Annotated in this window: 18 protein-coding genes; 9 read left to right on the forward strand and 9 right to left on the reverse strand. The window is 69.5% G+C overall.

Going from position 1 to position 20,901, the window contains the following annotated elements; all coding sequences use genetic code 11:
- Positions 1 to 15 precede the first annotated feature (15 nt).
- From ACIBBH_RS39835 to ACIBBH_RS39870, 8 genes are all read right to left on the reverse strand, one after another.
- Entirely contained in the window at positions 16 to 564 is a 549-nt protein-coding gene (locus ACIBBH_RS39835) for a DUF4262 domain-containing protein (RefSeq protein WP_399413470.1), read from the reverse strand.
- 224 nt (positions 565 to 788) lie between these two features.
- The gene (locus ACIBBH_RS39840; RefSeq protein ID WP_399413472.1) at positions 789 to 1,022 is read right to left on the reverse strand and encodes a hypothetical protein; all 234 of its coding nucleotides are present in this window, start codon (positions 1,020 to 1,022) and stop codon (positions 789 to 791) included.
- A gap of 35 nt (positions 1,023 to 1,057) precedes the next feature.
- A complete protein-coding gene (locus ACIBBH_RS39845) occupies positions 1,058 to 1,360 on the reverse strand; it encodes a hypothetical protein (RefSeq protein WP_399413474.1) in 303 nt (100 codons plus the stop codon).
- Positions 1,361 to 1,422: 62 nt separating this feature from the next.
- On the reverse strand, positions 1,423 to 2,601 hold the full coding sequence (gene argJ / locus ACIBBH_RS39850) for a bifunctional glutamate N-acetyltransferase/amino-acid acetyltransferase ArgJ (protein WP_399413476.1): 1,179 nt from the start codon (positions 2,599 to 2,601) through the stop codon (positions 1,423 to 1,425).
- A 141-nt stretch (positions 2,602 to 2,742) separates the two neighbouring features.
- The gene (gene cs1, locus ACIBBH_RS39855; RefSeq protein WP_399413478.1) at positions 2,743 to 3,717 is read right to left on the reverse strand and encodes a clavaminate synthase Cs1; all 975 of its coding nucleotides are present in this window, start codon (positions 3,715 to 3,717) and stop codon (positions 2,743 to 2,745) included.
- Positions 3,714 to 4,610 (reverse strand): agmatinase, encoded by an 897-nt coding sequence (gene speB, locus ACIBBH_RS39860; RefSeq protein WP_399413510.1) that lies wholly within the window; start codon positions 4,608 to 4,610, stop codon positions 3,714 to 3,716. Before speB ends, cs1 begins: the two co-directional genes overlap by 4 nt.
- Before the next feature lie 125 nt (positions 4,611 to 4,735).
- Positions 4,736 to 6,271 (reverse strand): asparagine synthase-related protein, encoded by a 1,536-nt coding sequence (locus ACIBBH_RS39865; RefSeq protein WP_399413480.1) that lies wholly within the window; start codon positions 6,269 to 6,271, stop codon positions 4,736 to 4,738.
- Position 6,272: 1 nt separating this feature from the next.
- Positions 6,273 to 7,988 carry a thiamine pyrophosphate-binding protein gene (locus ACIBBH_RS39870; RefSeq protein WP_399413482.1) on the reverse strand — a complete coding sequence of 572 codons (1,716 nt, stop codon included), beginning with the start codon at positions 7,986 to 7,988 and terminating at the stop codon, positions 6,273 to 6,275.
- A 309-nt stretch (positions 7,989 to 8,297) separates the two neighbouring features.
- On the opposite strand from ACIBBH_RS39870, the gene ACIBBH_RS39875 reads away from it, so the two are divergent.
- The 5 genes from ACIBBH_RS39875 (at position 8,298) to ACIBBH_RS39895 (ending at position 13,790) form a co-directional block, all read left to right on the forward strand.
- Positions 8,298 to 9,671, forward strand: a complete 1,374-nt coding sequence (locus ACIBBH_RS39875) for an aspartate aminotransferase family protein (protein WP_399413484.1) — start codon at positions 8,298 to 8,300, stop codon at positions 9,669 to 9,671.
- Between the two features lie 83 nt (positions 9,672 to 9,754).
- Entirely contained in the window at positions 9,755 to 10,399 is a 645-nt protein-coding gene (locus ACIBBH_RS39880) for a nitroreductase family protein (RefSeq protein ID WP_399413486.1), read from the forward strand.
- A gap of 49 nt (positions 10,400 to 10,448) precedes the next feature.
- Positions 10,449 to 11,450, forward strand: a complete 1,002-nt coding sequence (locus tag ACIBBH_RS39885) for an aldo/keto reductase (protein WP_399413488.1) — start codon at positions 10,449 to 10,451, stop codon at positions 11,448 to 11,450.
- Positions 11,451 to 11,485: 35 nt separating this feature from the next.
- Positions 11,486 to 12,625 (forward strand): acyl-CoA dehydrogenase family protein, encoded by a 1,140-nt coding sequence (locus ACIBBH_RS39890; protein ID WP_399413490.1) that lies wholly within the window; start codon positions 11,486 to 11,488, stop codon positions 12,623 to 12,625.
- Positions 12,626 to 12,830: 205 nt separating this feature from the next.
- A complete protein-coding gene (locus ACIBBH_RS39895; RefSeq protein ID WP_399413492.1) occupies positions 12,831 to 13,790 on the forward strand; it encodes a 3-oxoacyl-ACP synthase III family protein in 960 nt (319 codons plus the stop codon).
- Here the strand turns inward: ACIBBH_RS39895 and ACIBBH_RS39900 are convergent.
- The gene (locus tag ACIBBH_RS39900; RefSeq protein ID WP_399413494.1) at positions 13,753 to 16,026 is read right to left on the reverse strand and encodes a BTAD domain-containing putative transcriptional regulator; all 2,274 of its coding nucleotides are present in this window, start codon (positions 16,024 to 16,026) and stop codon (positions 13,753 to 13,755) included. The two genes, ACIBBH_RS39895 and ACIBBH_RS39900, sit on opposite strands and share 38 nt — an antisense overlap.
- Before the next feature lie 572 nt (positions 16,027 to 16,598).
- Here ACIBBH_RS39900 and ACIBBH_RS39905 point away from each other — a divergent pair.
- The 4 genes from ACIBBH_RS39905 (at position 16,599) to ACIBBH_RS39920 (ending at position 19,987) form a co-directional block, all read left to right on the forward strand.
- The gene (locus ACIBBH_RS39905) at positions 16,599 to 18,179 is read left to right on the forward strand and encodes an ISL3 family transposase (protein WP_399413496.1); all 1,581 of its coding nucleotides are present in this window, start codon (positions 16,599 to 16,601) and stop codon (positions 18,177 to 18,179) included.
- A 121-nt stretch (positions 18,180 to 18,300) separates the two neighbouring features.
- On the forward strand, positions 18,301 to 18,786 hold the full coding sequence (locus ACIBBH_RS39910) for a transposase (RefSeq protein ID WP_399413498.1): 486 nt from the start codon (positions 18,301 to 18,303) through the stop codon (positions 18,784 to 18,786).
- Between the two features lie 29 nt (positions 18,787 to 18,815).
- Positions 18,816 to 19,211: a transposase gene (locus ACIBBH_RS39915; RefSeq protein ID WP_399413500.1), complete on the forward strand. Its 396-nt coding sequence runs from the start codon at positions 18,816 to 18,818 to the stop codon at positions 19,209 to 19,211.
- A gap of 311 nt (positions 19,212 to 19,522) precedes the next feature.
- Entirely contained in the window at positions 19,523 to 19,987 is a 465-nt protein-coding gene (locus tag ACIBBH_RS39920) for a lactococcin 972 family bacteriocin (protein WP_399413502.1), read from the forward strand.
- The last annotated feature ends 914 nt before the right edge of the window (positions 19,988 to 20,901 follow it).

Genomic DNA, 20,901 nt, shown 5'->3' on the forward strand with positions numbered 1-20,901 from the left:
GCCGGCACGTCGAGATCAGAGTTCGGTCGTCCAGATCCCGACAGGGTGCTCACCCGGTGGCAGCCACAATTGGGGCTGCGACTCCCGATGCCTCTCCTCGGCCTGTTCTTCCCAGTGAAAGCAGCCTTCCACGTCGGGCCATGCAAATTGCAACACGGGAAATGGAGGCCGCCGGTAGAACCCGATGGCCCGCCCGAAGAAGGTTCGGTACCAGCGGAGATCCACCTGCCTGAGCGCGACTTGATGTCCGTCGACAACGTCAGGATGCCTCTGGCCGTCAGCCAGTACAGTCCCCGCGGCGGACTTCTCTCGGAGCCTGTTGAGCATGCGGTGCATGGCGTGGATATCGAGTCCGAACATAGCGAGCTCTGGCGCGCCGTGAGTGTGCGACAGCCCGATCGTGTAGGCGAATCCAGGACCGATCTCGTCCTCGGGAACCATCACGACGTGCCATCCGTGCTGCTGCACGTTCTCGATGATCGTCAGATCCATGCGGTCCGCTTCGTCTCGGTCACCGTAGTCATGGCAGAGAACGCAGCGGCACTGGAACGGATCATCAGTCATACGCGGAGGCTACGAGGTGAGCGCTTGAGTCGGGCAGCCGGGGTTCGTGACCACCCTTTCAATCGAACGACACCGTCACCCTCTGCGACCGGTCCCCAAGATCTGTGCCAGAACCCACAACTGCTCGCCAAAGCCAGCTTGCGCTAGCGCATCCGCGAGCCCTTTGATGACGCAGTCCCTGTCCATGTTCCTGTGTGGAACGGTGAGATAGGACGCCAAGTTCCTCACGTATCGATCACCGAGCCCTCTCCGAAGCCGAACTCAAAGTCAGCTGTATCGGTCGCGGGCTGGGGGATCACGCCGATGGAAGCCAGGCGGTCCATCGGATCGGCAGGGGTTCTGTCGGAGTGGAACACCCACTCCAGGGCTCCGTGGCGATCACCGCCATTGGTGATCGGCTTGTAGCCGCGGAGAAGAGCGGGTTCGTCGCGTAGCACCTGCCGCACCAGTGCTTGCACGGCCTATGCCCACTCGCTGTATGTCTGGTCAACGGTCACCACAGTGCAACCTCCCACTTCGAGGCTATGGCATCAGCCTCGAAACCGTTCAGCAGGATGTATTCAAAGGCATTGCCCCAGGCCACGTGCCTCGGCCCTGCGATCCTGTCCAGCAGCCGCAGTTCGAGGACTAGCACATGTTTCCTAGCGTAGGCCGCCCCAGGGTGGAACCGGGCGATCGCCGCCGGGCTGATGGACGACGGCGCCGAGACGAAGGACCACATCACCCCGGACGGCGGGGATACGACAATGAGACACATGTCGCCAAGGCCCTTGATCACTGCTGCGATGTCCCGCACGGACGGAGCCGCTGTCCACGGCAGCACGCCGCAGCTCCTCACACGGACCGGCCCGGACCGGGTCAGGTCGAGTAGTCCGCGTTGAGCCGGACGTAGCCCTCCGTCAGGTCGCAGCCGTACACGGTGAAGGCGCCGTCGGCGACGGCGAGGTCGATGCCGATGACGACCTCGCTGCCGCGCATCTGTTCCGCAACGGCAGCGCGTACCTCGTCCTCGTCCGGGCCGCCGGTGCCGGGAGGGTAGACGGCCACGTCGCCGAAGCGGATGACGACCTTGTCCTGGTCGATGTCGGTGTCCTCGGAGCACTTGCCGATCGCCATGGCCACCCGGCCCCAGTTGGGGTCGCCGCCGTGGACCGCGGTCTTCACCAGAGGCGAGTTGACCACGGACTTGCCGACGCGTTTGGCCTGCGCGGTGTCGCGTGCCCCACTGACCCGGACCTCGATGAGCTTGCCGGCGCCCTCGCCGTCGTGGGCAATGTCCTTGACCAGGGCCAGGGCCACATCGTAGAGGGCTTCCTCGAACCGTACGCCGTCGACGGGGCCGGCCAGGCCGTTGGCGAACAGCGCCGCGGTGTCGCTGGTGGAGGTGTCCGTGTCGATGCTGAGCGCGTTGAAGGTCCGGTCCATCACCCGGCGGAAGACGCGGTCCTGCTCCTGCGGGTCCAGCTGGGCGTCGGTCGCGAAGAAGACCAGCAGCGTGGCCATGTCCGGTTCCAGCATGCCGACGCCCTTGGCGATGCCTGCGATCACCGCGTCGCCGACCTGCGCGCGGGCAGTCTTTGGCCGGGTGTCGGTGGTCATGATGGCCCGTGCGGCGCGGTCGAGGCCGCCGTTCGGAAGCGGCGTGGACAGGGTCTTGATGTGGTCTCGGATGGACTCCATCGGGTACTGGCGGCCGATCACGCCGGTGGAGGCGATCAGCAGCTCGTCCTCGGACAGGCCGAGGGCCTGCGCAACCGAGGCGCGTACCTCGCGCGCATTGGCCTCGCCCTGCGCCCCGGTGGCGACGTTCGCGTTGCGGGCCAGCACCACGACCCCGCGGGCGCTGAGGTTCGCGGCGGCGGCACGGCTCAGCGTCACGCTGGGGCCGGCGAAGCGGGAGCGGGTGAACACCGCGCTCACCACGGCCCGCTCGGTGGAGACCAGGACGGTGAAGTCGTCGCGCCCGTCGTCGGCCAGACCCGCGGGTGCGGTGTACACCGCGAACCCCCGCGGTTCGCGGACTGCGTTGTCTGTCATGGTGAAGTGTCTCCCCGGGTGCGGATGCCGAGTTTCACGGCACGTCATTATCCCCTGCGCACAGTGGTGTTGGCGGCATCCGCCACGCCCGCGCTGCGGCCGGGCCGTGCGGGGCTCGCCCGTACGGCCCGGCCCGGCGGCTCAGCGGCGCGGTACGAAGTCCACGACGTCGCCGGCCCGGTCCCCTGCGGACAGCTGCCCGTGCCGGTCGGTGCGGATGTAGACCCGGTGCAGCCAGCGGTCCTTGCCGTCCCAGCGCGGCGTGAACGGGGTGCGGGCGTGGGTGGTGCGGAAGTTGTCGACGATCAAGATGTCGCCGGGGACCAGGTACACCGCTTCGCGGACCTCGTCGAGGGCCTTGGACAGTACCGCGACGGCTTCGACGTCGGCCGGGTCCTGCGGCGCGAGCAGCTCCCGGTCGTACCCGAGGAACGGGTCCTGCGGGGAGCCGTAGAGCGGTTTGACGTTGGCGATGGCCCCGGGGTCCTCGACGCCGCCGCGGAAGGCGACGTCCACGCAGCAGGGCAGCGGTCGTTCGAACAGGCGGGCCCGGACGTCGTCGGGGATCAGCGGCAGCGCCTTGCGGATCGAGCCCACCAGGGTGGCCGCCCTGCGCTCGTGGTCGGCCCTGGAGCAGCCGAGTACCACGTAGTTGGGCTGGCGGACGTGGTAGGCCATCTCCGTGTGGAACTCCAGCAGGGTCTCGGAGGTCTCGGAGGAGAGGTAGTGGGCATCGGGGGACGGGTACACGTCGTGATAGACGGAGGCGGAGCGCAGTTCCCGGTAGCCGGTGTGCAGGCCCAGGCGGCGGCCGGCGATCGCCAGCACCGCCTCCAGGTTCAGCAGCGGGCGGTCGGCCGGGGCGGGGGTGCTGCGGGGAGTGGGCGGCAGGTCGGCGTCGTCCTCCACCGGCAGGCCGCGCAGCAGCAGGTAGCCGTCCTGGTTGCCGTCGGCGTTGAACCGGTCCAGGGCGCTTCCCAGGTCGTCGGGGAGCACGGCGGCGGCCGTGCCAGCGGCGTCCAGGAAGCCGTGCAGGTCGGCACGGGGGGTGCGAGGCAGTGTCGCGGCCAGCGCCAGCAGCTCGTCGGAGTGTGCGGAGCAGTTCAGGACGGTCACGAGGAATTCCTCTCTCGGGCGTGTGCACGGGCGTACTGGTACAGGAGTTCGGCGCCGATCTCGGTGGCCAGCACCGCCGTGATGCCGGCGTGGTCGTACGGCGGCGAGACCTCCATCACGTCGAAGCCCACCGGATTCAGTTCGCCGATGCCGCGCAGCAGCGCGAGCACCTCGCGCGAGCTGGGGCCGCCGGGGGCAGGGGTGCCGGTGCCCGGCGCGAACGCGGGGTCCACGACGTCGATGTCCACCGACACGTAGACCGGCGCGTCGCCGATGCGTTCGCGCACCAGCTGCCGGGTGGCCTTGGGGCCCAGCTCGCAGAACTCGTCGGAGGTGACGATATGCACGCCGTGTCCGCGGGCGTAGTCCAGCGAGTCGGGCTTCGGGTTGTGCCCTCTGATGCCGATCTGCACCATCCGCTGCGGATCGACGAGCTTCTCCTCGATGGCGTGCCGGAAGGGCGTGCCGTGGTGGTACTCGCCGCCGTAGAAGGCGGGGTTGGTGTCGGAGTGCGCGTCCAGGTGCAGGACGGCCACAGGTCCGTGCTTGGCCGCGACGGCGCGCAGCGCGGCCAGGGTCAGCGAGTGGTCGCCGCCGATCATTAGGAAGGCGGCGTTGTCGGCGAGGAGTTCGTCCAGGCGCTGCTGAGCGGTCTCCATGGCGATGTGCATGTTGAACGGGGTCAGGTCGATGTCCCCGGCGTCGACGCAGTCGATCAGGTCGAAGGTGCCCGGCCCGCGGTCGATGCCCACTCCGTGGATGAGCCCGGACTCGTCGCGGACCGCGCGCGGGCCGAAACGGGCACCGGGCCGGTAGCTGGTGCCACTGTCGTAGGGGGCGCCGATGACCACGATGTCCCTGCCCTGCGGCGCGGGGTCGTGCGGCAGGCGCATGAACGTGGCGATTTGTGCATAGCGCGGCGAGACATTGGTGTTGACGCGTTCCACGGTGTGGTGGTCCCTCCTGGCGTTACGGGCCGGCGGCCGGTCACGGTGCGGTGCGGGCGGGCCCGGTGTCATCACGGCACCGGGCGGGCGCCGGACAGCAGCGGGCCGGTGACCTGCTCCACCACGGTGTCCAGCGGCACCTCGTTCGGGTGCCGGCCCTCGGTGACGACTCGGTCGAACAGTTCCTGGACGACCAGCTGCTTGGCCTGGCGCACCCGCTCGGGCACGACGCCGGCGTCGATCAGCAGCCGGGTGAAGGACGAGCTGGTGCCGGAGCCCTCGTGCACGCCCAGTTTGGGCCGGATCACGACCTCGTGCGGCAGCAGGTCGCCCATCGCGGCGCGCAGCACCCACTTGTCCTGCCCGTAGCGGCGTTTGAGCCCGGCCTCCAGCGGCACCAGGAGGTCCAGCACGTCGCGGTCCCAGTAGGGGTGGGTGGACCAGTGGCCGCTGATGCCGGACAGGGTCGGCGTCATCTCGTTCAGGCCGTCGAAGGTGGCCATGTCGCGGCAGATGGCGGTGTCCAGTTCCGGCAGCCGGTCCTCGCGGTGCATTCCGCCGAGCGGGATGTCGGCCCCGTAGCCGGTCAGGATCCGCCGACCGGTGCCAGCCAGCCGCAGGTACAGCGTCGTCAGCGGCAGCAGGTACTCGATGATGTCAGGGTCCAGGCACTCGGCCGCCCACACGGTGTGCGGGAGCCGGCGCAACAGGTCGCCGGTCGGGACGGTGACCTCCCGGTGCGCGCTGGCCAGGTGCTGGGCCACAACCCGCGCCTGCGGGAACTCGTCGGCCAGGTCGGTGCCCATGGAGACGGTGTCGATGGGTCCGGCCGCGCGGCGGGCGGCCAAAGCCGCCACCGAGGAGGAGTCGATGCCGCCGGACAGCACCACCAGCGGCGTGCCTGGGCCTGTGCGGGTCCGGACCGCGCGGTCCAGGGCGTGGCGGACGGTCTCGGCCGCCTCCTCCTCCGGTACGGTCCGGCGGGCCAGTGGCGGAGCCCAGGTGCGGTGGGCGGTGCAGTCCCCGGCTGCGACCTGGATGTCCAGCACTGTGCCGGCCGGCACCTGGTGGGTGCCGGGCAGCCGGCGCACCGGCCGGGCCGGGAGCCTGCGGCCCGCCGGGGCTGTCCGCAGGGCCTTCGCCTCCGTCGCCGCCAGCACTCGGCCGGGGGCGGCGGACAGGTACAGCGGCACCGAGCCCGCGTGGTCGGTGCCGAGCACGACCCGTCCCGGGGCGGCGAGCAGCGCCGCGAACCGCCCGTTGAGCAGACGGAAGGCGTGCAGGTCGTAGATCTCGAACAGGGCCAGGACCAGGGCGGCGTCGCTGTCCGGCCGGGCGGCGCCGGGCAGCAGCCGGACCAGTTCGTCCTGGTTGTAGAGCTCTCCGGCGAGCGCCAGCGTGCGGCCGCCAGCGCGGGCGTGGGCGTCGTCGGGCGCCCCGGAGTGCAGCAGGACGATCCGCAGGGCCTGGCCGGCCGACTGCTCCTGCAGTTCGGCCCGGGAGCCGAGGGAGGCGAATACCGGTTCCAGCGGCCGGCCCGCGCCCCGGCCGGTCTCGGCGCGGATCTCGGCGAGGAACCCGACGGCGGCGGGCAGCGTCTGCGTCATCTCAGATGCTCAGCGCGTCGAAACCGCCGGCCTGGAAGTCGTAGCTGATCGGCACCTCGATCAGGAACGGCCGTCCGAGCCCGGCTCCCTTGCGCAGCGCGGCCAGCAGTTCCTCGCGGTCGGCGGCGCGGACCGCCTCGACACCGTTGGCGTGGGCCAGTGCGGTGAAGTCGACGCCGGTGAACTTCACGGCCGGGTTGTGAGCGCGGTGGTGGCCGAGGTTCTGGTAGAGCTCGATCAGACCGTTGGCGTCGTTGTTGACCACGACGGTGACGATCGGCAGGTTGAGCCGGGCGATGGTCTCCAGGTCGGCGCTGTTGGAGTGGAAGCCGCCGTCTCCGGCGATCAGGAAGGTGGGCTGCCCCGGGCGGGCCATCTGGGCTCCGATCGCCGCCGGGATGCCGTAGCCGAAGCTGGAGCAGCCGGCAGAGGTGAGGAACCCGTAGGGCTGGTCGGCGCGGGCGAAGAGGACCCCGTAGTGGCGGAAGTACCCGATGTCGGAGACGATCGTGCCCTCGCCGGCCTCGGCGGTCTCGGCCATGACGGTGTTCATGGCGTCCATCACCTGGTGCACCCGCATGCCGTCGTCGTAGCGGCGCGGGTCGGCCAGGAACTCAGCGATCCGCTTGCGCAGTGCGGTGACGTCGTGCGGGGTCTTGGCGGCGACGTCGGCGGTGTGGCGGTCCAGGTGCTCGACGAACGCCAGGACGTCGGTGACGACGTCCACGTCCGGGCGGTAGACCCGGGGCACCGGGTTGGCCGTGGGCGACACCCGGACCGTCGTCTTGTCCTCGCCGCGCTGCCACATCGAGGGCCGCAGGTCCTCGGCGTAGTCGTAGCCGATGGTGAGGATGACGTCGGCCGACCCGAACAGGGCGTCCAGCGCCGGGAAGGACAGGATGCCGTCCATGTAGCCGGTGACCGCACCGTAGTTGAGCCGGTGACCGTGCGGCAGCACACCCTTGGCCGTGTACGTGGTGATGACAGGCAGGTTCAGCCGCTCGGCCAGCGCGCGGATGGCGGGCACCGCTCCGGACCGGATCGCCGCGGCGCCGACCACCAGGACCGGGTGCCGCGCCGATCCGACCAGTTCGGCGGCCTTGAGCGCGGCCTCCTGCCAGCCGTCCTCGACCAGGCCGAGGGGCTTGGCCGGGGTCCTGGCCTCGGGGTGGACCCGGGTGGCGTCGATCCTGCCGCCGAGGACGTCGATGGGCAGTGAGATGAAGCTGGGGCCGACCGGCTCGGCCATCGCGGCGGCCACGGCGGAGTCAACCAGATCGGTCACGTCGTCGGGGCGTTGCAGCTCCGCCGCGTACTTGGACATCGGCCGCATGATCGCCACCGAGTCCAGGCACTGGTGGGTGTCGTTGGGGAAGATGTCGTGGGACTCGGACTGCGCGGCCAGCGCGATGACCGGCGACCGGTCCAGCATGGAGGTGGCGACGCCGGTCGACAGGTTGGTCATACCGGGGCCGAGCGTGGCCCAGCACGCCTGCGGCCGGCCGGTGATCCGGGCCAGCACGTCGGCCGCGACACCTGCGGTGAATTCGTGCCGGGTCAGGACGAAGTCGATGCCGTCCGACTCGTCGAAGAGAATTGACGCCGCCTCACGGCCGACCACGCCGAACACGGTGCGCACTCCGTGGTCGTGCAGACGTTGCAACAGGGCATGGGCGGCGGTCGGACTGGTGCTCGGACCGGTGGAGACGCGGGACATGGCAGATCCTCTGCTGGAAACGATCGCAACCGACTGGCTGGTCGGTGACCACTGTGCCGAATGGGCCTTGCAGCGGCGTGGACGGTCTCCTTGTGCCCGTCGGCGCGGGCTCCGGCCACGAGCCCACCTGGCGGCCGCAGGGCCGGGCGGCCGGTCCCCCGGCCTTGCAGGCCGCTTGACGATCCGTCCGAACCCGCCGTCAGCGGAACACAGCACCCGATTGCCAGACTTCCCGGCGAACCGGCGGTCACTGCCCGACGCCGTGTGCATCCCCTCGACGGAAGCCCCCGCCGCAAAGGAGTTCGCCTCATGCCCACACCCCCGAGCGCACCGGAGCCCGGTTCGGACCGGACAGCCGCCTGGGTCCAGGCCGACCGCGACCGGCTGATCCACCCCAACCTGCCGGCCGGCCGCACAGACCGCCTCGTCATGGTCGAGGGCCGCGGCTGCTACGTCCGCGACAGCACTGGCCGCAGCTACCTGGACGCCGCAGCCGTGCTCGGCATGATGCAGGTGGGCCACGCCCGGCCCGAGATCGTGGCGGCCGCCACCGCCCAGATGAACGCGCTCGAGTGCTTCCACCTCTGGGAGAACATGAGCAACGACAAGGCGATCGAACTGGCCGTCCGGCTCACCGACCTGGCGCCCGTCGGCCTGGATCGCGCGTTCTTCACCAGCGGCGGGGCCGAGGGGAACGAGATCGCGCTGCGGATGGCCCGCTACTACCACTACCGCAGGGACCAGCCCGAACGGACCTGGATCCTGTCCCGGAAGAGCGCCTACCACGGAATCGCCTACGGCAGCGGGAGCGTCTCCGGGCTCGACGTGTACCACCAGGGCTTCGGCCCCACCCTGCCCGACGTCCACCACCTCACCGCCCCCGACCCCTACCAGCACGATGTGTACGGCGGCGAGGACGTCACCGAGTTCTGTCTGCGGGAACTGCGGGAGACCATCGAGCGGATCGGCCCGGACAAGATCGCGGCGATGATCGGCGAACCGGTGATGAGCGTCGGCGGCGCGGTGATACCGCCCTCGGACTACTGGCCGCGGGTCGCAGAACTGCTGCGCAGCCACGGCATCCTGCTGATCTTCGACGAGGTGGTGACCGGCTACGGACGCACCGGCCACTGGTTCGCGGCACAGCACTTCGGGGTGGTGCCGGACCTGATGGTCACCGCCAAGGGCATCACCTCCGGTTATGTCCCGCACGGCGCGGTGCTCGTCACCGAGGAGGTGGCGGCGACGGTCACCGGTTCCACCGGATTCCCGATCGGCTACACATACACCGGGCACCCCACCGCCTGCGCTGTCGCGCTCGCCAACCTGGACATCATCGAGGGGGAGGACCTGCTCGGAAACGCCACCAAGATCGGCGGATACCTGGCCGGCCGGCTCGAATCGCTCCGCGACCTGCCGGTCGTCGGCGACGTCCGCCAGCTCGGCCTGATGCTGGGCGTGGAACTGGTCGCGGACCAGCAGACCCGGGCCCAACTGCCCACCGGCACCGCCCCGGTGGCCCAGGCCATGCGCGAGGACGCCGGCATCATCCTGCGCGGCAACCCGCGGGCCCTGCTGATCAACCCGCCACTGGTCATGGACCGCGACGCGGCCGACGAACTCGCCGAGGGGCTGCACGCGGTGCTGTCCCGTGTCGAGCCGGACGGCCGGATCCGCGCCTGACCTGCGACTGAGCCACAACTGACCGGCGCCGAGACGACCGAGACAACGAACCGGATGACCCAATCGACCGAAGGGACCGCCGTATGCCGCTCCTCGAACTCACCCCCGACGAACTGCTGACCACCACCCGCTCCGTGCGCAAGCGGCTGGACCTGACCCGCCCGGTGCCGCTGGACCTCGTCAAGGAGTGCATCACCATCGCCCTGCAGGCCCCGTCCGGGAGCAACCGGCAGACCTGGCACTGGATCGTGGTGACCGACCCCGAGCAGCGGGCCGCAATCGGTCGCTTCTACCAGCGCGCCGTGCAGACCTACCTGGGGTCCGAGGGGTCGTGCGGCTCGCTGTACCCCGAGGACGCGGCCCGCCACGCGGTGCAGCAGCGGGTCGGCGACAGCGTCGCCCACCTCGGCGACCGGCTCGGCGACGTGCCCGCGCTGGTCATCCCCTGCCTGGACGCCAGCGCTGCTCCCGAGTACAACGAGGCCGGCATGTGGGGGTCGATCATCCAGGCCGGCTGGAGCTACATGCTCGCCGCCCGGGCCCGTCGGCTGGGGACCGCCTGGACCACCCTGCACCTGATGTACGAGAAGGAGATCGCCGAACTGCTCGGCCTTCCCGACGGCATCGTCCAGGCGGCGCTGATCCCGACGGCCTACTCCATCGGGACGGACTTCAAGCCCGCGGCACGCCAACCACTGGACCAGGTCCTGCACATCGACTCCTGGTGAGACCTGCCTGCGGTGCGGGCACGGCCCCAACCGAACGAGGAGCAGACAGTTGACCACCCACACTCCCCTGCCCACCCGCCGGCTCGGCGGTCTGGAACTCCCCGCCCAGGGCCTGGGTTGCCTGGGCATGTCGTCCTTCTACGCCCCGGCCGACCCCGCCGAGGCCGTGCTGACCGTGCGCCGCGCGATTGAACGGGGCGTCACCCTGCTGGACACCGCGGACGTCCAGGGCCTCGGCGAGGGGGAGCGGCTGCTCGGCAAAGCAGTCGCGGGCCTGCGCGACCAGGTGCTGATCTCCACCAAGGTGGGCCTGGAACGCAACCGCGACGGACAGTTCCTGGGAGTGCGCGGCGACCGCGAGTACATCCGCCGGCGCTGCCACGACTCGCTGGGCCGCCTCGGGGTGGACCACCTCGACCTCTACGTCAAGCACTGGGCCGCCCCCGGGGAGCACATCGAGGAAGCGGTCGGCGCGCTGGCGGAACTCGTCGCCGAGGGCAAGATACGCCACCTGTGCCTGTCCGAGGTCTCCGCCGACACCGTCCGCAGGGCCCACGCGGTCCACCCGATCACCGCCGTGCAGAGCGAGTGGTCCCTGTGGAGCCGAGGCATCGAGGCGGAGGTGCTGGCCACCTGCCGGGAACTGGGCATCGGCATCATCGCCTCCTGCCCACTGGGGCGCGGTTTCCTGACGGACCGGATCCACTCGACGGCGGATCTCGGACCCGCCCAGGACTTTCGGCACACCCTGCCGCGCTTCGGCGAGCCCAACCTGTCCCGCAACCTGGCGGCCGTGGCGGCACTGCGGCCGCTGGCCGCCGAACACGGTGTCACGGTCGCCCAGCTCGCCCTGGCCTGGCTGCACCACCGGGGCGACGACGTCGTGCCCATCCCGGGCACCCGCAGCCGCGGCCACCTCGAGGAGAACCTCGCCGCCGCCCAGGTCGAGCTGTCCGTCCAGGACTGCGCGGCGGTGGAGGCGGCGGTCCCGCCCACAGCCGTGCACGGCGCACGCTACGCACCCTTCCTCATGCAACTCGTCGACAACTGAGCCCCGCCCCGGCGCTTACGGAGGACTGGAACCCGATGAAATTCCTGCAGCCCGACCTCGACGCCTGCGAAAGGCTGCTCCCGGGCCTGGCCGACCGCCTCGCCGAGGTGCCCTTCGAAGACCTGGAGGCCTCGGGCAGCCCCGCCATCGCGCTGTTCCGCGACCACGGCGGCACCAACCTGTTGGTGCCCCGCGCCTACGGCGGCATCGGCGCCGACGCCCTGGAAGCCGTCCGGGTGGTGCGCGCGCTGGGGGCGCTGGCACCCTCGCTGGCCGTGGCGACCGCAATGCACCACTTCTCGGTCGGCATGCTCTACTCCGTCGGTCCGCTGTATGCCGACACCACCGACATCGAGAAGACCGTCCTCGAAACGGTCGCCCGGAACCGCTCACTGATCGCCTCCGGCTACGCCGAGGGACGCTCCGGACACGGAATCCTCAGCCCGACGGTCCAGGCCCGACGGGCACCCGGCGGCTACCTCGTCAGCGGTTCGAAGAAACCCTGCAGCCTCTCTCGCTCGATGGACCTGCTCACCGCCAGCGTGGCGCTGCGCGGGCCGGACGGCGGCACCGAGATGGGCCTTCTGGTGCTGCCCGCCGACACGCCCGGGGTCTCGGTCCGCGACTTCTGGTCGACGTTCCCACTGGTCGGCGCGGAGAGCCACGAGGTGGTCCTGGAAGACGTGTTCGTCAAGGAGCAGTACATCCTGCGGACGCCCCCAAACGCCGCGGAGAAGCTTGACGAACTCAACGAAGCCGGCGTGATCTGGTTCCAGATGATCATCGCCGCCTCGTACACCGGGGTTGCCAGCGCCCTGGTCGATCTGGTGCTGCGCAAGCAGCGCGGGTCGGTCGCCGAACGCGCGGCCCTGTGCCTGCTGATCGAGACCGCAGGCTTCCTGGTGGAGGGGCTGGCCCGACGGATCATGGACGGCGACCTCGGCAACGACTGCGCCGCGGCCTCGCTGTTCACCCGGTTCTCGGTGCAGGACCTGATCACCAGGGCGGTCGGCCAGGCCGCCGAGATGCTGGGCGGCATGGCCTACATCGCCTCCCCCACCATCGCCTACCTGGCCTGCGCCGCACAGGCCATCGTTTTTCACCCCCCGTCAAGGACCAGCATGAGCGAGGCGGTCGTCGACTACTACGCGGGAAAGCCTCTGTTCTTCTCCTAAGGGCTGTCCCGCAATCCCCGGCGGGCTCCCGACGCCAGCTACGGCCACTCGCGGCGTTGGCGAAACATCCGAATACACCCACTATGAGGATGCCTCGCCGCCTTGCGATTGAGCGCATCTGACGCCGCTCGCTAATCCACGGGGGGTTGCGGGACAGCCCTTAGGCAGGGCCCACACGAACACCGAAATCAGATCGGAGCAGGGAATGGCCGGGATAGTCGACTTTGAGGTCACCATGCCGTCGTCGCGGGTGACGGTCCAGCAGATATCCGCGGCCTCCGGGCTGCCCGAGGAGGACATCCGCGCGATCACCACCTGCGACAGCATCCCGATCCTCGCGGAGGATGAGCGGGAGTGGGAGCTCGCCCTGCGGTCCGCCCAGGCGGTACTGAAGCGGAACCAGGTGCCGCTGTCGTCGATCCGGACCGTGATCTACGCCGGGTCCGGCGTGTGGGACGTCCCCTTCGGATCGCCGTCCGCCCGGGTGGCCCACGAGCTCGGAATCGACCGGGCGCACTGCTTCGAACTCGCGAACCACTGCAACGCCGTGACGGTTGCGATCCAGATCGGCTGCGACAAGGTCGCGGCCAGGCCGGGGGAGTACGCACTCGTCCTGATCGGCGACCGCGTCAGCACCATGGTCGACTACACCGAGGCCGGCATGAAGGAGGTGTTCAACAACGGCGACGCGGGAGCAGCGATCCTCCTGTCGGCGTCCGGCTGCGTCGCCGAGGTCCTCGACTCGAAGATGCGCACCGACCCCAGCTGGGCCGACTACTACACCGGCACCCATGAGGGCGACCGGGTGGTGGTGCGGCGCAAGGGCGTGCGGGACGGTCTCGGCGAGGCCTACTCGGAGAACTTCGTGGCGCTCACCGCCGAGGTCCTCGCCTCGATCGGCCGGGAGCTCGACGACGTCGCCTTCCTGCTGGTCACCCACGGCGCCCGGCCGATCCACGAGGGTTTCCTGCAGCAGCTCGGTCTGCCCGAGAGCAGGAGCGCGCTCAACTACGACCACCTGGGGCACATGGGCGGTGCGGACACCCTGATCGCGATGCAGGACCTGATCACCCGGAACCAGCTCGAGCCGGGCGACCTGGTTCTGCACGCCACCAGCGCCGTCGGCTTCACCTGGGGCGTGATGGCCATGGAGTACCTGGGCTGACGGCGCCCGCAGTGCTGGGCGCGCCGCTGCCCGCGCCCTGGCCGCCGCTCCCGCCCTCGGCGACTCGCGCGCTCACCGCCCTGGTCGACGGCATCTCCCTCGCGGCGGCGACATGTGCCCGCCAGGGCATCGCCTCCTCGCGCGCGCAGCTGTGCTCCACCGCCGGGGCGGTGGCCCGGACGGTGGGGCGGTAGTAGGGCGCCGCGTCGGTGAGCTCCTGCCGCACCACGTCCCGGATCAGCTGGTGCACAAAGCCGATGCCCTCGGGGGCCGTCTCGTCCGCCACCAGCAGTCCGCCGCGGACCGCCCTGTCGACCGCTCCGCGGGGCACCGCGCCGTGGACACCCCCGGGGCCGGCCGCGGCGCAGGAGTTGAGCAGTTCGAGGATCTCCGCCGGGAGGCCGGACAGCCGCTCGTTGATCACCTCCCGGATCACCGGCGGCACCATGCCGTGCACCTCCTGCACCGTTGCCGTGTCCCGCAGCGACTCCAGCAGGCCGAGCAGCAGGTACGGATTGCCCCCCGCGCGTTCGTGCAGGGCGGCGCACAGCTCCGGGTCGATGCCGCGGGCGCCCGCCACGACCCGCCGGGTCTCGTCCAGGCTGAGCGCGTCCAGCCGGACCTCCTCGGCGTTGAGCGACTGCAGAACCGCCGCCCGGGTCGCCCGCAGGCCGGGGTCGTCCGCGATCCGGAAGGACCGCAAGGTCACCACGAGCAGGAACCGCGAATCGGCCGACTGGCGGGTCAGGAAGGGCAGCAGGTGCAGCGAGGCGGCGTCGGCCCACTGGAAGTCCTCCAGCACCAGCACCAGCGGTCGGCGGGCTGTCCCCAGCAGCGCCTGGCTCACGGCGTCGTGGAGCGCGAACCGGCCCGCTCCGGACAGCTCGGGGCGATCGCCGGGAGCCTTGTCCGGTGCCAGCTCGGGCACCAGCGCCGCCAGGGTGCATTGGGCGCTGTCCGGCAGACTGCGCATCGCGTCCGGCCGCCGCGCCGCCACCCGCCGCAGCGCCTGGGTCCAGGGCCAGTAGGGGGGCATGTCCTCGGACGGAGGGCAGTTGACGGTCACCACGTCGGTGCCCGACTCCTGGCAGAGCCGCCCGAGCTCCCGCACCAGCCGGGTCTTGCCCAGGCCCGCCTCTCCGACGACCAGCACGGTGCGCCCCTCTCCGTCGTGGCTGTGCTGCGCCGCGGCCAGCAGCCGCCGCAGCTCCTCCCTTCGCCCGACGAACGCAGCCGGGGCACCGGTCACCAGCCGGCCCGGCTGACACGGCAGGCCCGGCCGGTCCACTGTTCCGTGCTGCCAGTCAGCGGCGACCGGCGCAGCAGCGGACACCGGCCGCTCGGCGGCCCGGGCGGCCACCAGCGGTGAACCGGACCCGCCCGGAAACCGGGCGAGCGAGGGGTCGTGATGCAGGATCTCCTCGTGGACCTGCCGCAGCTGGGGGCTGACGTCCGCCCCGAGCTCGTCGGCCAGGTACTGCCGGGTGCGTTCGAACAGGCGCAGTGCATCGGCCTGTCGGCCGTTGTGGTACTGGGACCGCATCAGTTGGTAGACCAGCCGCTCGCGGGTCGGATGGTCGGCCACTTCCCGTTCCAGTCCGGGCAGGACCTCCTCACTGCGGCCCAGGGCGAACGCCACCGCGGCACGCGCCTCCACCGCGGCCAGCCGCAGCTGGTCCAGCCGTACTGCCTCCTGCGCGGCGAACTCGTAGCCGGTCAGGTCCTCGAACGGCGGCGCGGTCCACAGCCGCAGCGCCACGGACGCCAGGGCGAAGGTCTCCGGTAGGTCGCCGCGACGCTGGGCGGCGAGCCCCTGGCCGACGGCCGACTCGAAGCGCATCACGTCAACATGCTCCGGCATCGCGTTGAGCAGGTACCCCGGCGAGCGGTACTCGAGTTGGAGCTCGGCCCCGCCGTGCAGCGGTCGGTCGGCGATCATCCTGCGCAACCGGGACACGTACGACTGCAGCGTGGCGATGGCGTGGTCGGGGGGCTCGGTCTCCCAGATGCTGCGGACCATCGACGAGATCGACACCACCTTGCCGGCGTTGATCAGCAGCAGTGCGAGCACCGCGCGCCGCCGCGGCGGCCCCAACTCCAGCGGTCCTGTTGGCAGCCACAGGGCCATCCGGCCGAACGCGGAAACCGCGGCGGTGCCGGCGCCTGTGGCCGACCCGTCGCCGCCCTGCTGCGGTTTTCCGCTACTGCGCTGAGCGGACCGGGCAGGTATTCCCATCACTTTCTCCTTCTTCGGTCGGATCTCGGGGACCGGGCTCTGGACCCGGTCGAACGACGCCCCGGGCCGCCCAATCCGATCGCGGTGATCGATAAACTCCACAGGCTGTGATGCCGGTCATGTCACGGCACGAACAGACGCGACCGCACGGGCAAAGAACCTATTCCAAAAGGCAACCCACCACTCCGCTTCCGCCTCGTTCACCCTGACCGCAGCCTCCGACGGCGCCGCAGCTGACAGCGGCCCTGTGCCTCGATCCGGCACAGTTTGCTCTGCGGGACATCGTGCACCGCCCCCTTGCAAGCGGCTGACGGGACACCGGCGACCCTCTGCCATTCCCGGGCGCATTTCCGCCACCCCAGCCGGAAGATCCCTGCCGAATCCTTACCGTCCGCCCGGTCACGACCGGGCGGACTATCCGTAATTGCGCCAATCACGGTTCGACGTGGCCGAAAAAGCCAGTGGAATCCTTGTCATCCGCTTGTGGATGACTGAAGGAGGTCACTGTGCGCCGGTGACGCTCCGTCAGGAATGGTGGCACTGTCAGCGAGTGTGATGACCTCGTACAGATCATGTCTCCGCACCTCGATGCGGTGCGGGTGGAACGGGTGTGGGTGGCGGGCGGCGTGGTCCGCATCGCGGCCTGCACCCGCGAGTTGACGGTGGCGTGTCCGGACTGTGGTCGCGGTTCTGCGCGGGTGCACAGTCGTTATGGCCGGGCGCTGGCCGATGTCGCTGTCGGAGGACGCCCGGTGCTGATCGGGCTGTCGGTGCGGCGGTTGTTCTGTGACAGCCCCGGCTGTGGCCGGCGGACGTTTGCCGAGCAGGTCGAGGGGTTGACGGTGCGCTATCAGCGCCGCAGCCCGCTGCTGCAGCACCTGGTGGAGATGGCCGGGGTGCTCCTCGCCGGCCGCGGCGGCGCCCGGCTGCTGCAGATCCTGAAGGTGCCGCTGTCGCGGACCAGCGTGCTGTTCCACTTGATGCGCTTGCCGCTTCCGTCACCGGCGGTCCCACGGGTGCTGGGCGTGGACGACTTCACGCTGTACGCGGACGTCTACGGAACCCTGCTGGTGGATGCCACCACGCGGTTGCCGATCGAACTGTGGGCCGGGCGCGACGCCGAGCCGCTGGCCGCCTGGCTGCGGACGCACCCAGGTGTCGAGGTGGTCTGCCGGGACGGCTCGCTGGTCTACCGCCAGGGCATCACCGACGGCGCCCCGGACGCGGTGCAGGTCAGCGACCGCTTCCACCTGTGGCAGGGGCTCTCGAAGCGGATCGGGGAGATCGCCGCCACCCACCGCGACTGCCTGCCCGCCGCAGTTCCCGAGCCCGAACCGGCACCACCACCAACCACCGCGACGGGACCGTCCGATCAGGCCGACACCCCCGCCCGCCGCCATGCAAAGCGGCTGTTCGAGGCAGTGCACGCGGTGACCGACACTGGTTGTTCGCTCAGCGCCGCGGCCCGCGAGCTGGGCCTGAACCGGCGCACCGTGGGCAAGTACGCCCGGGCCGCCACCTGGCAGGATTGCGTACGGCGCACCCGGCCCCGCCGGTCCACGAGCCTCGATCCGTACCTGGAGTACCTTCGGCAGCGGTGGGAGGAAGGCGAGCACACCGCAACGGTGCTGCACCAGGAGATCGCCGCCAAGGGCTACCGCGGCCACTACCAACGGGTCAAGATGGCCATCGCACCGCTACGCCGCGGCCTGCCGATCGACACCCCGCGCGAGCGGCCGCCCTCACCTCGCGAAGTCGCCCGCTGGATCACCGCCACACCGTCCCGCCGCAGCTTGCACGCAGCCGAGGCACTCCGACGGCTGTTCGAGCACTGCCCGGAGTTGAACCGAAGCCACGACCTGGTCCGTCAGTTCCCCGCCATGCTCGAGAACCGCGACGCCACCCCGCTGCCAGCCTGGCTCGACCAGCTCGCAACCTCCCGCCTTCCCGCCCTGGCCAGCCTCGCCAAGGCAATCCGCGAAGACCAGCCCGCAGTCGAACAGGGCATCACCACCCCGTTCAACTCCGGCGTCAACGAAGGCCGCATAACCGACCTGAAACTCCAGAAGCGGATCACGGCCGGACGCGCAGGAGTCCCGCTCCTCCGCCACCGCGTCATCCTCATGGCCCTGCTCCGACGCCGCTACCCGTGACGGAGCGTCACCGGCGCACGGTGGCACACTCCCGCTTCACGGAAATCTTGCCAGGGCCACGTTCACGTGTACGCCGACAGTTCAGGCCGCCCGCGACCTGAGCCTGTCCTGGCCGACCGTGATGGACGCCGTTCGTGTCCAGGCCCGCGAGGTTGTCGAGACACCCCTGCCGAAGGTGCAGGTGCTGGGCATCGACGAGACCAGACGCGGACGGCCACGCCGGGAACAGGACCCCACGACCGGCACGTGGCACCCGGTGCGCGACCGGTGGCACACCGGCTTCGTCGACGCGCTCGGCACCGGTGGCCTGCTTGGACAGATTGAGGGCCGCACGGTCGCCGACGTACTCACCTGGCTCGCCACCACCCCACCGACCTGGCGCAAGAGCATCCATTACGTCGCCATCGACATGTCCTCCCCCTACCGGGCCGCCGTCCGCACCGGCCTGCCGCACGCCACCGTCGTGGTCGACCACTTCCACGTCGTCCAGCTCGCCGACAAAATGCTGTCCATGGTCCGGCGCCGCACCACCGCCGAGATCCGCGGCCGACGCGGACGCGCCAGCAATCCGGAGTGGAAGGCCAGACGACGGCTCCTGCGCAACTGAGAGCACCTCACCGACGAACAGTCGCCACGATGTGGAACACCCTGCTGGGCGAGGGAAAGATCGGCCAACAGCTGCTGACCGCGTGGATCGCCAAGGAGAACCTGCGCACCCTCCTCGCCCTTACCCGCACCGGCGCCGACCGCCACCGAGTCGGCCACGCGCGATGGAAGTTCCTCACCTGGTGCGCGGACTCCGACATCCCCGAGGTCCGCCAGCTCGCCATCACCGGCGACCGCTGGTGGCCCGAAATCGATGCGTTCATCGGCACCGGGCACAGCAACGCCAGAAGCGAGGGCATCAACCGCGTCATCAAGCTCGTCGCCCGCCACGCTTTCGGCTTCCGCAACGCCGACAACCAACGGCTACGGACACGCTGCGTCACCACTCGCCGAGCCAGCGGACACCTCCGCACCGCTCAACCTTGAAGACACTGTTTGTCACCACTCAAGTCTTGGTTTGCCATTTTTCCATCCCGCGCTACGAACGCCATTCCGCAACTACCTGTCTCGCCGCATTCCGGCGCTGCTCAAGCGACCCGTCCGACTCGCCATCTATTGCACGATATAAACCCGTAGGGCCCACAAGCCAGCCAGTGTGTTTTCAGACAATCCTTCTCGAGGCTGTTGACTGCCGCCATTCCCTCGCTGAAGATCACTACGCAACTCCTAACGGGGGGTTGGGGAAGGGGAATTTCGTGAGGATACTTGGTAAGTCGCTAGCTCTTGGCTTTGCGAGCATGGCACTCGCAGTATGCAGCTTCGCCACGTCGGCCGCCGCAGACAGCCCCCAGGCTGCGACCGTTACCGCGCACGGCGCTGTCGTCGCCGCGGATGGTTCCAAGGTCGGCCAGATCACCTTCCACAAGCGTGGCGACGGCACGAAGCCGCCCGCCGAGCTGGGCAACCCCTCTGAATGGGGTGTGGCGGCGATCACTGTGGACGATTCGGCGGGCAACGTTTCGCCAATGTCAGAGGCGTGCGTCCCCGCCAGTGGCGGAAAATGGTGCTACGGCGACTACCTGAACACGTCCGGTAAGTACTGCTACTCGAACTACTACCACCACGATAAGGTCCACAAGTCTTCGGTGAAGATTGCCGGCGTGACGGTCGACAGTGGCTGGGTGGCAGCCAACGACTACTCCAACGCCCACCGCACGGCGGGCGCTGCCTACACCTGCTACACCTACTACAGCATCAAGTAGGTTCCGAGCCGACCCCTCGGTTGGTGGGGTAGGCTGGTGCGCCACTCCGGTCTGTTCGGTCGCCCGCGCCGTGCCGGAGTGGCGCCGCCTCCAATTCTGAGTTACTCACGGGATGGGAAGAGAAATCGCACACTTCCTGCGCACTCGCGTTGCTCCGATCGCAACATCCCTCGGGGTGGGTTTGCTGCTTGGTCTAGCGGGCCCCCTTACCGAAAAATGGGATAATCCAGGTTGCGTCACCCTGAATGCTGTTTTTTCTGCTGGGTGGCTGTGGGTCTGTTACGCATTCTTGGTGGGCTATTTCCGCCGATCCAAAATTGAGTCAGCGCTGCTGTCTTCTTTGGGTTTGGCTATCGGCGTGCTCACGTACTACCTATTCAAGTATCTGAGTCCCACCGTCCCGGCCGGACTGGAATCTGGCGCCGCCAGTGAGGGAGTTTTCTCCAGGATGCTTGTGTGGGGAATAGCGGCTTTCGTCCTAGGGGCGCCCTTGGGGCTCTTGGGTAACCTGGCGCGAATTCCAGGCGTTGGCGGCCTTCCATTCCGACTGATTGTTCCGCTTGTAGCCTTTATTGAGACCTCCATGCGGCTGGCTACAGAGGCGGATGGGCAACCTGTGGGCGTTGGAATTACTTGGGCTGTGATTCGGTTCATTGCAGCCGCAGCTGCTTTGGCTCTAGTAAGTCACACCATCTGGAGCTGGTGGCACGCTCGGCGTACTCATTCCTCGGGGTCGGATGAGCGCCGCGCTAGAGGAGACATGTCGTCCGTGTGACCTCCTGGATTCAGTGCCCCAAGACCGACCGGATAGGCGGTAGGTGTGAGTTGGGGGTGTGGTGGCGGTGGTTGGGTGTCATTGGTGAGTGACAGCTTTCTGGCCTGGTAGAGCGTGGTTTCTCGTTTTCTGGTGGCTG

The organism is Streptomyces sp. NPDC051636 (assembly GCF_044453765.1).
Classification (GTDB): Bacteria; Actinomycetota; Actinomycetes; order Streptomycetales; family Streptomycetaceae; genus Streptomyces.

Coding starts and splice junctions, on each gene's coding strand:
- ACIBBH_RS39835 (WP_399413470.1), bottom strand. CDS start 564: ATGACTGATGATCCGTTCCAGTGCCGCTGCGTTCTCTGCCATGACTAC.
- argJ (WP_399413476.1), bottom strand. CDS start 2,601: ATGACAGACAACGCAGTCCGCGAACCGCGGGGGTTCGCGGTGTACACC.
- speB (WP_399413510.1), bottom strand. CDS start 4,610: ATGCGCCTGCCGCACGACCCCGCGCCGCAGGGCAGGGACATCGTGGTC.
- ACIBBH_RS39865 (WP_399413480.1), bottom strand. CDS start 6,271: ATGACGCAGACGCTGCCCGCCGCCGTCGGGTTCCTCGCCGAGATCCGC.
- ACIBBH_RS39870 (WP_399413482.1), bottom strand. CDS start 7,988: ATGTCCCGCGTCTCCACCGGTCCGAGCACCAGTCCGACCGCCGCCCAT.
- ACIBBH_RS39875 (WP_399413484.1), top strand. CDS start 8,298: ATGCCCACACCCCCGAGCGCACCGGAGCCCGGTTCGGACCGGACAGCC.
- ACIBBH_RS39880 (WP_399413486.1), top strand. CDS start 9,755: ATGCCGCTCCTCGAACTCACCCCCGACGAACTGCTGACCACCACCCGC.
- ACIBBH_RS39890 (WP_399413490.1), top strand. CDS start 11,486: ATGAAATTCCTGCAGCCCGACCTCGACGCCTGCGAAAGGCTGCTCCCG.
- ACIBBH_RS39895 (WP_399413492.1), top strand. CDS start 12,831: ATGGCCGGGATAGTCGACTTTGAGGTCACCATGCCGTCGTCGCGGGTG.
- ACIBBH_RS39900 (WP_399413494.1), bottom strand. CDS start 16,026: ATGGGAATACCTGCCCGGTCCGCTCAGCGCAGTAGCGGAAAACCGCAG.
- ACIBBH_RS39905 (WP_399413496.1), top strand. CDS start 16,599: ATGTCTCCGCACCTCGATGCGGTGCGGGTGGAACGGGTGTGGGTGGCG.
- ACIBBH_RS39910 (WP_399413498.1), top strand. CDS start 18,301: ATGGACGCCGTTCGTGTCCAGGCCCGCGAGGTTGTCGAGACACCCCTG.
- ACIBBH_RS39915 (WP_399413500.1), top strand. CDS start 18,816: ATGTGGAACACCCTGCTGGGCGAGGGAAAGATCGGCCAACAGCTGCTG.
- ACIBBH_RS39920 (WP_399413502.1), top strand. CDS start 19,523: ATGGCACTCGCAGTATGCAGCTTCGCCACGTCGGCCGCCGCAGACAGC.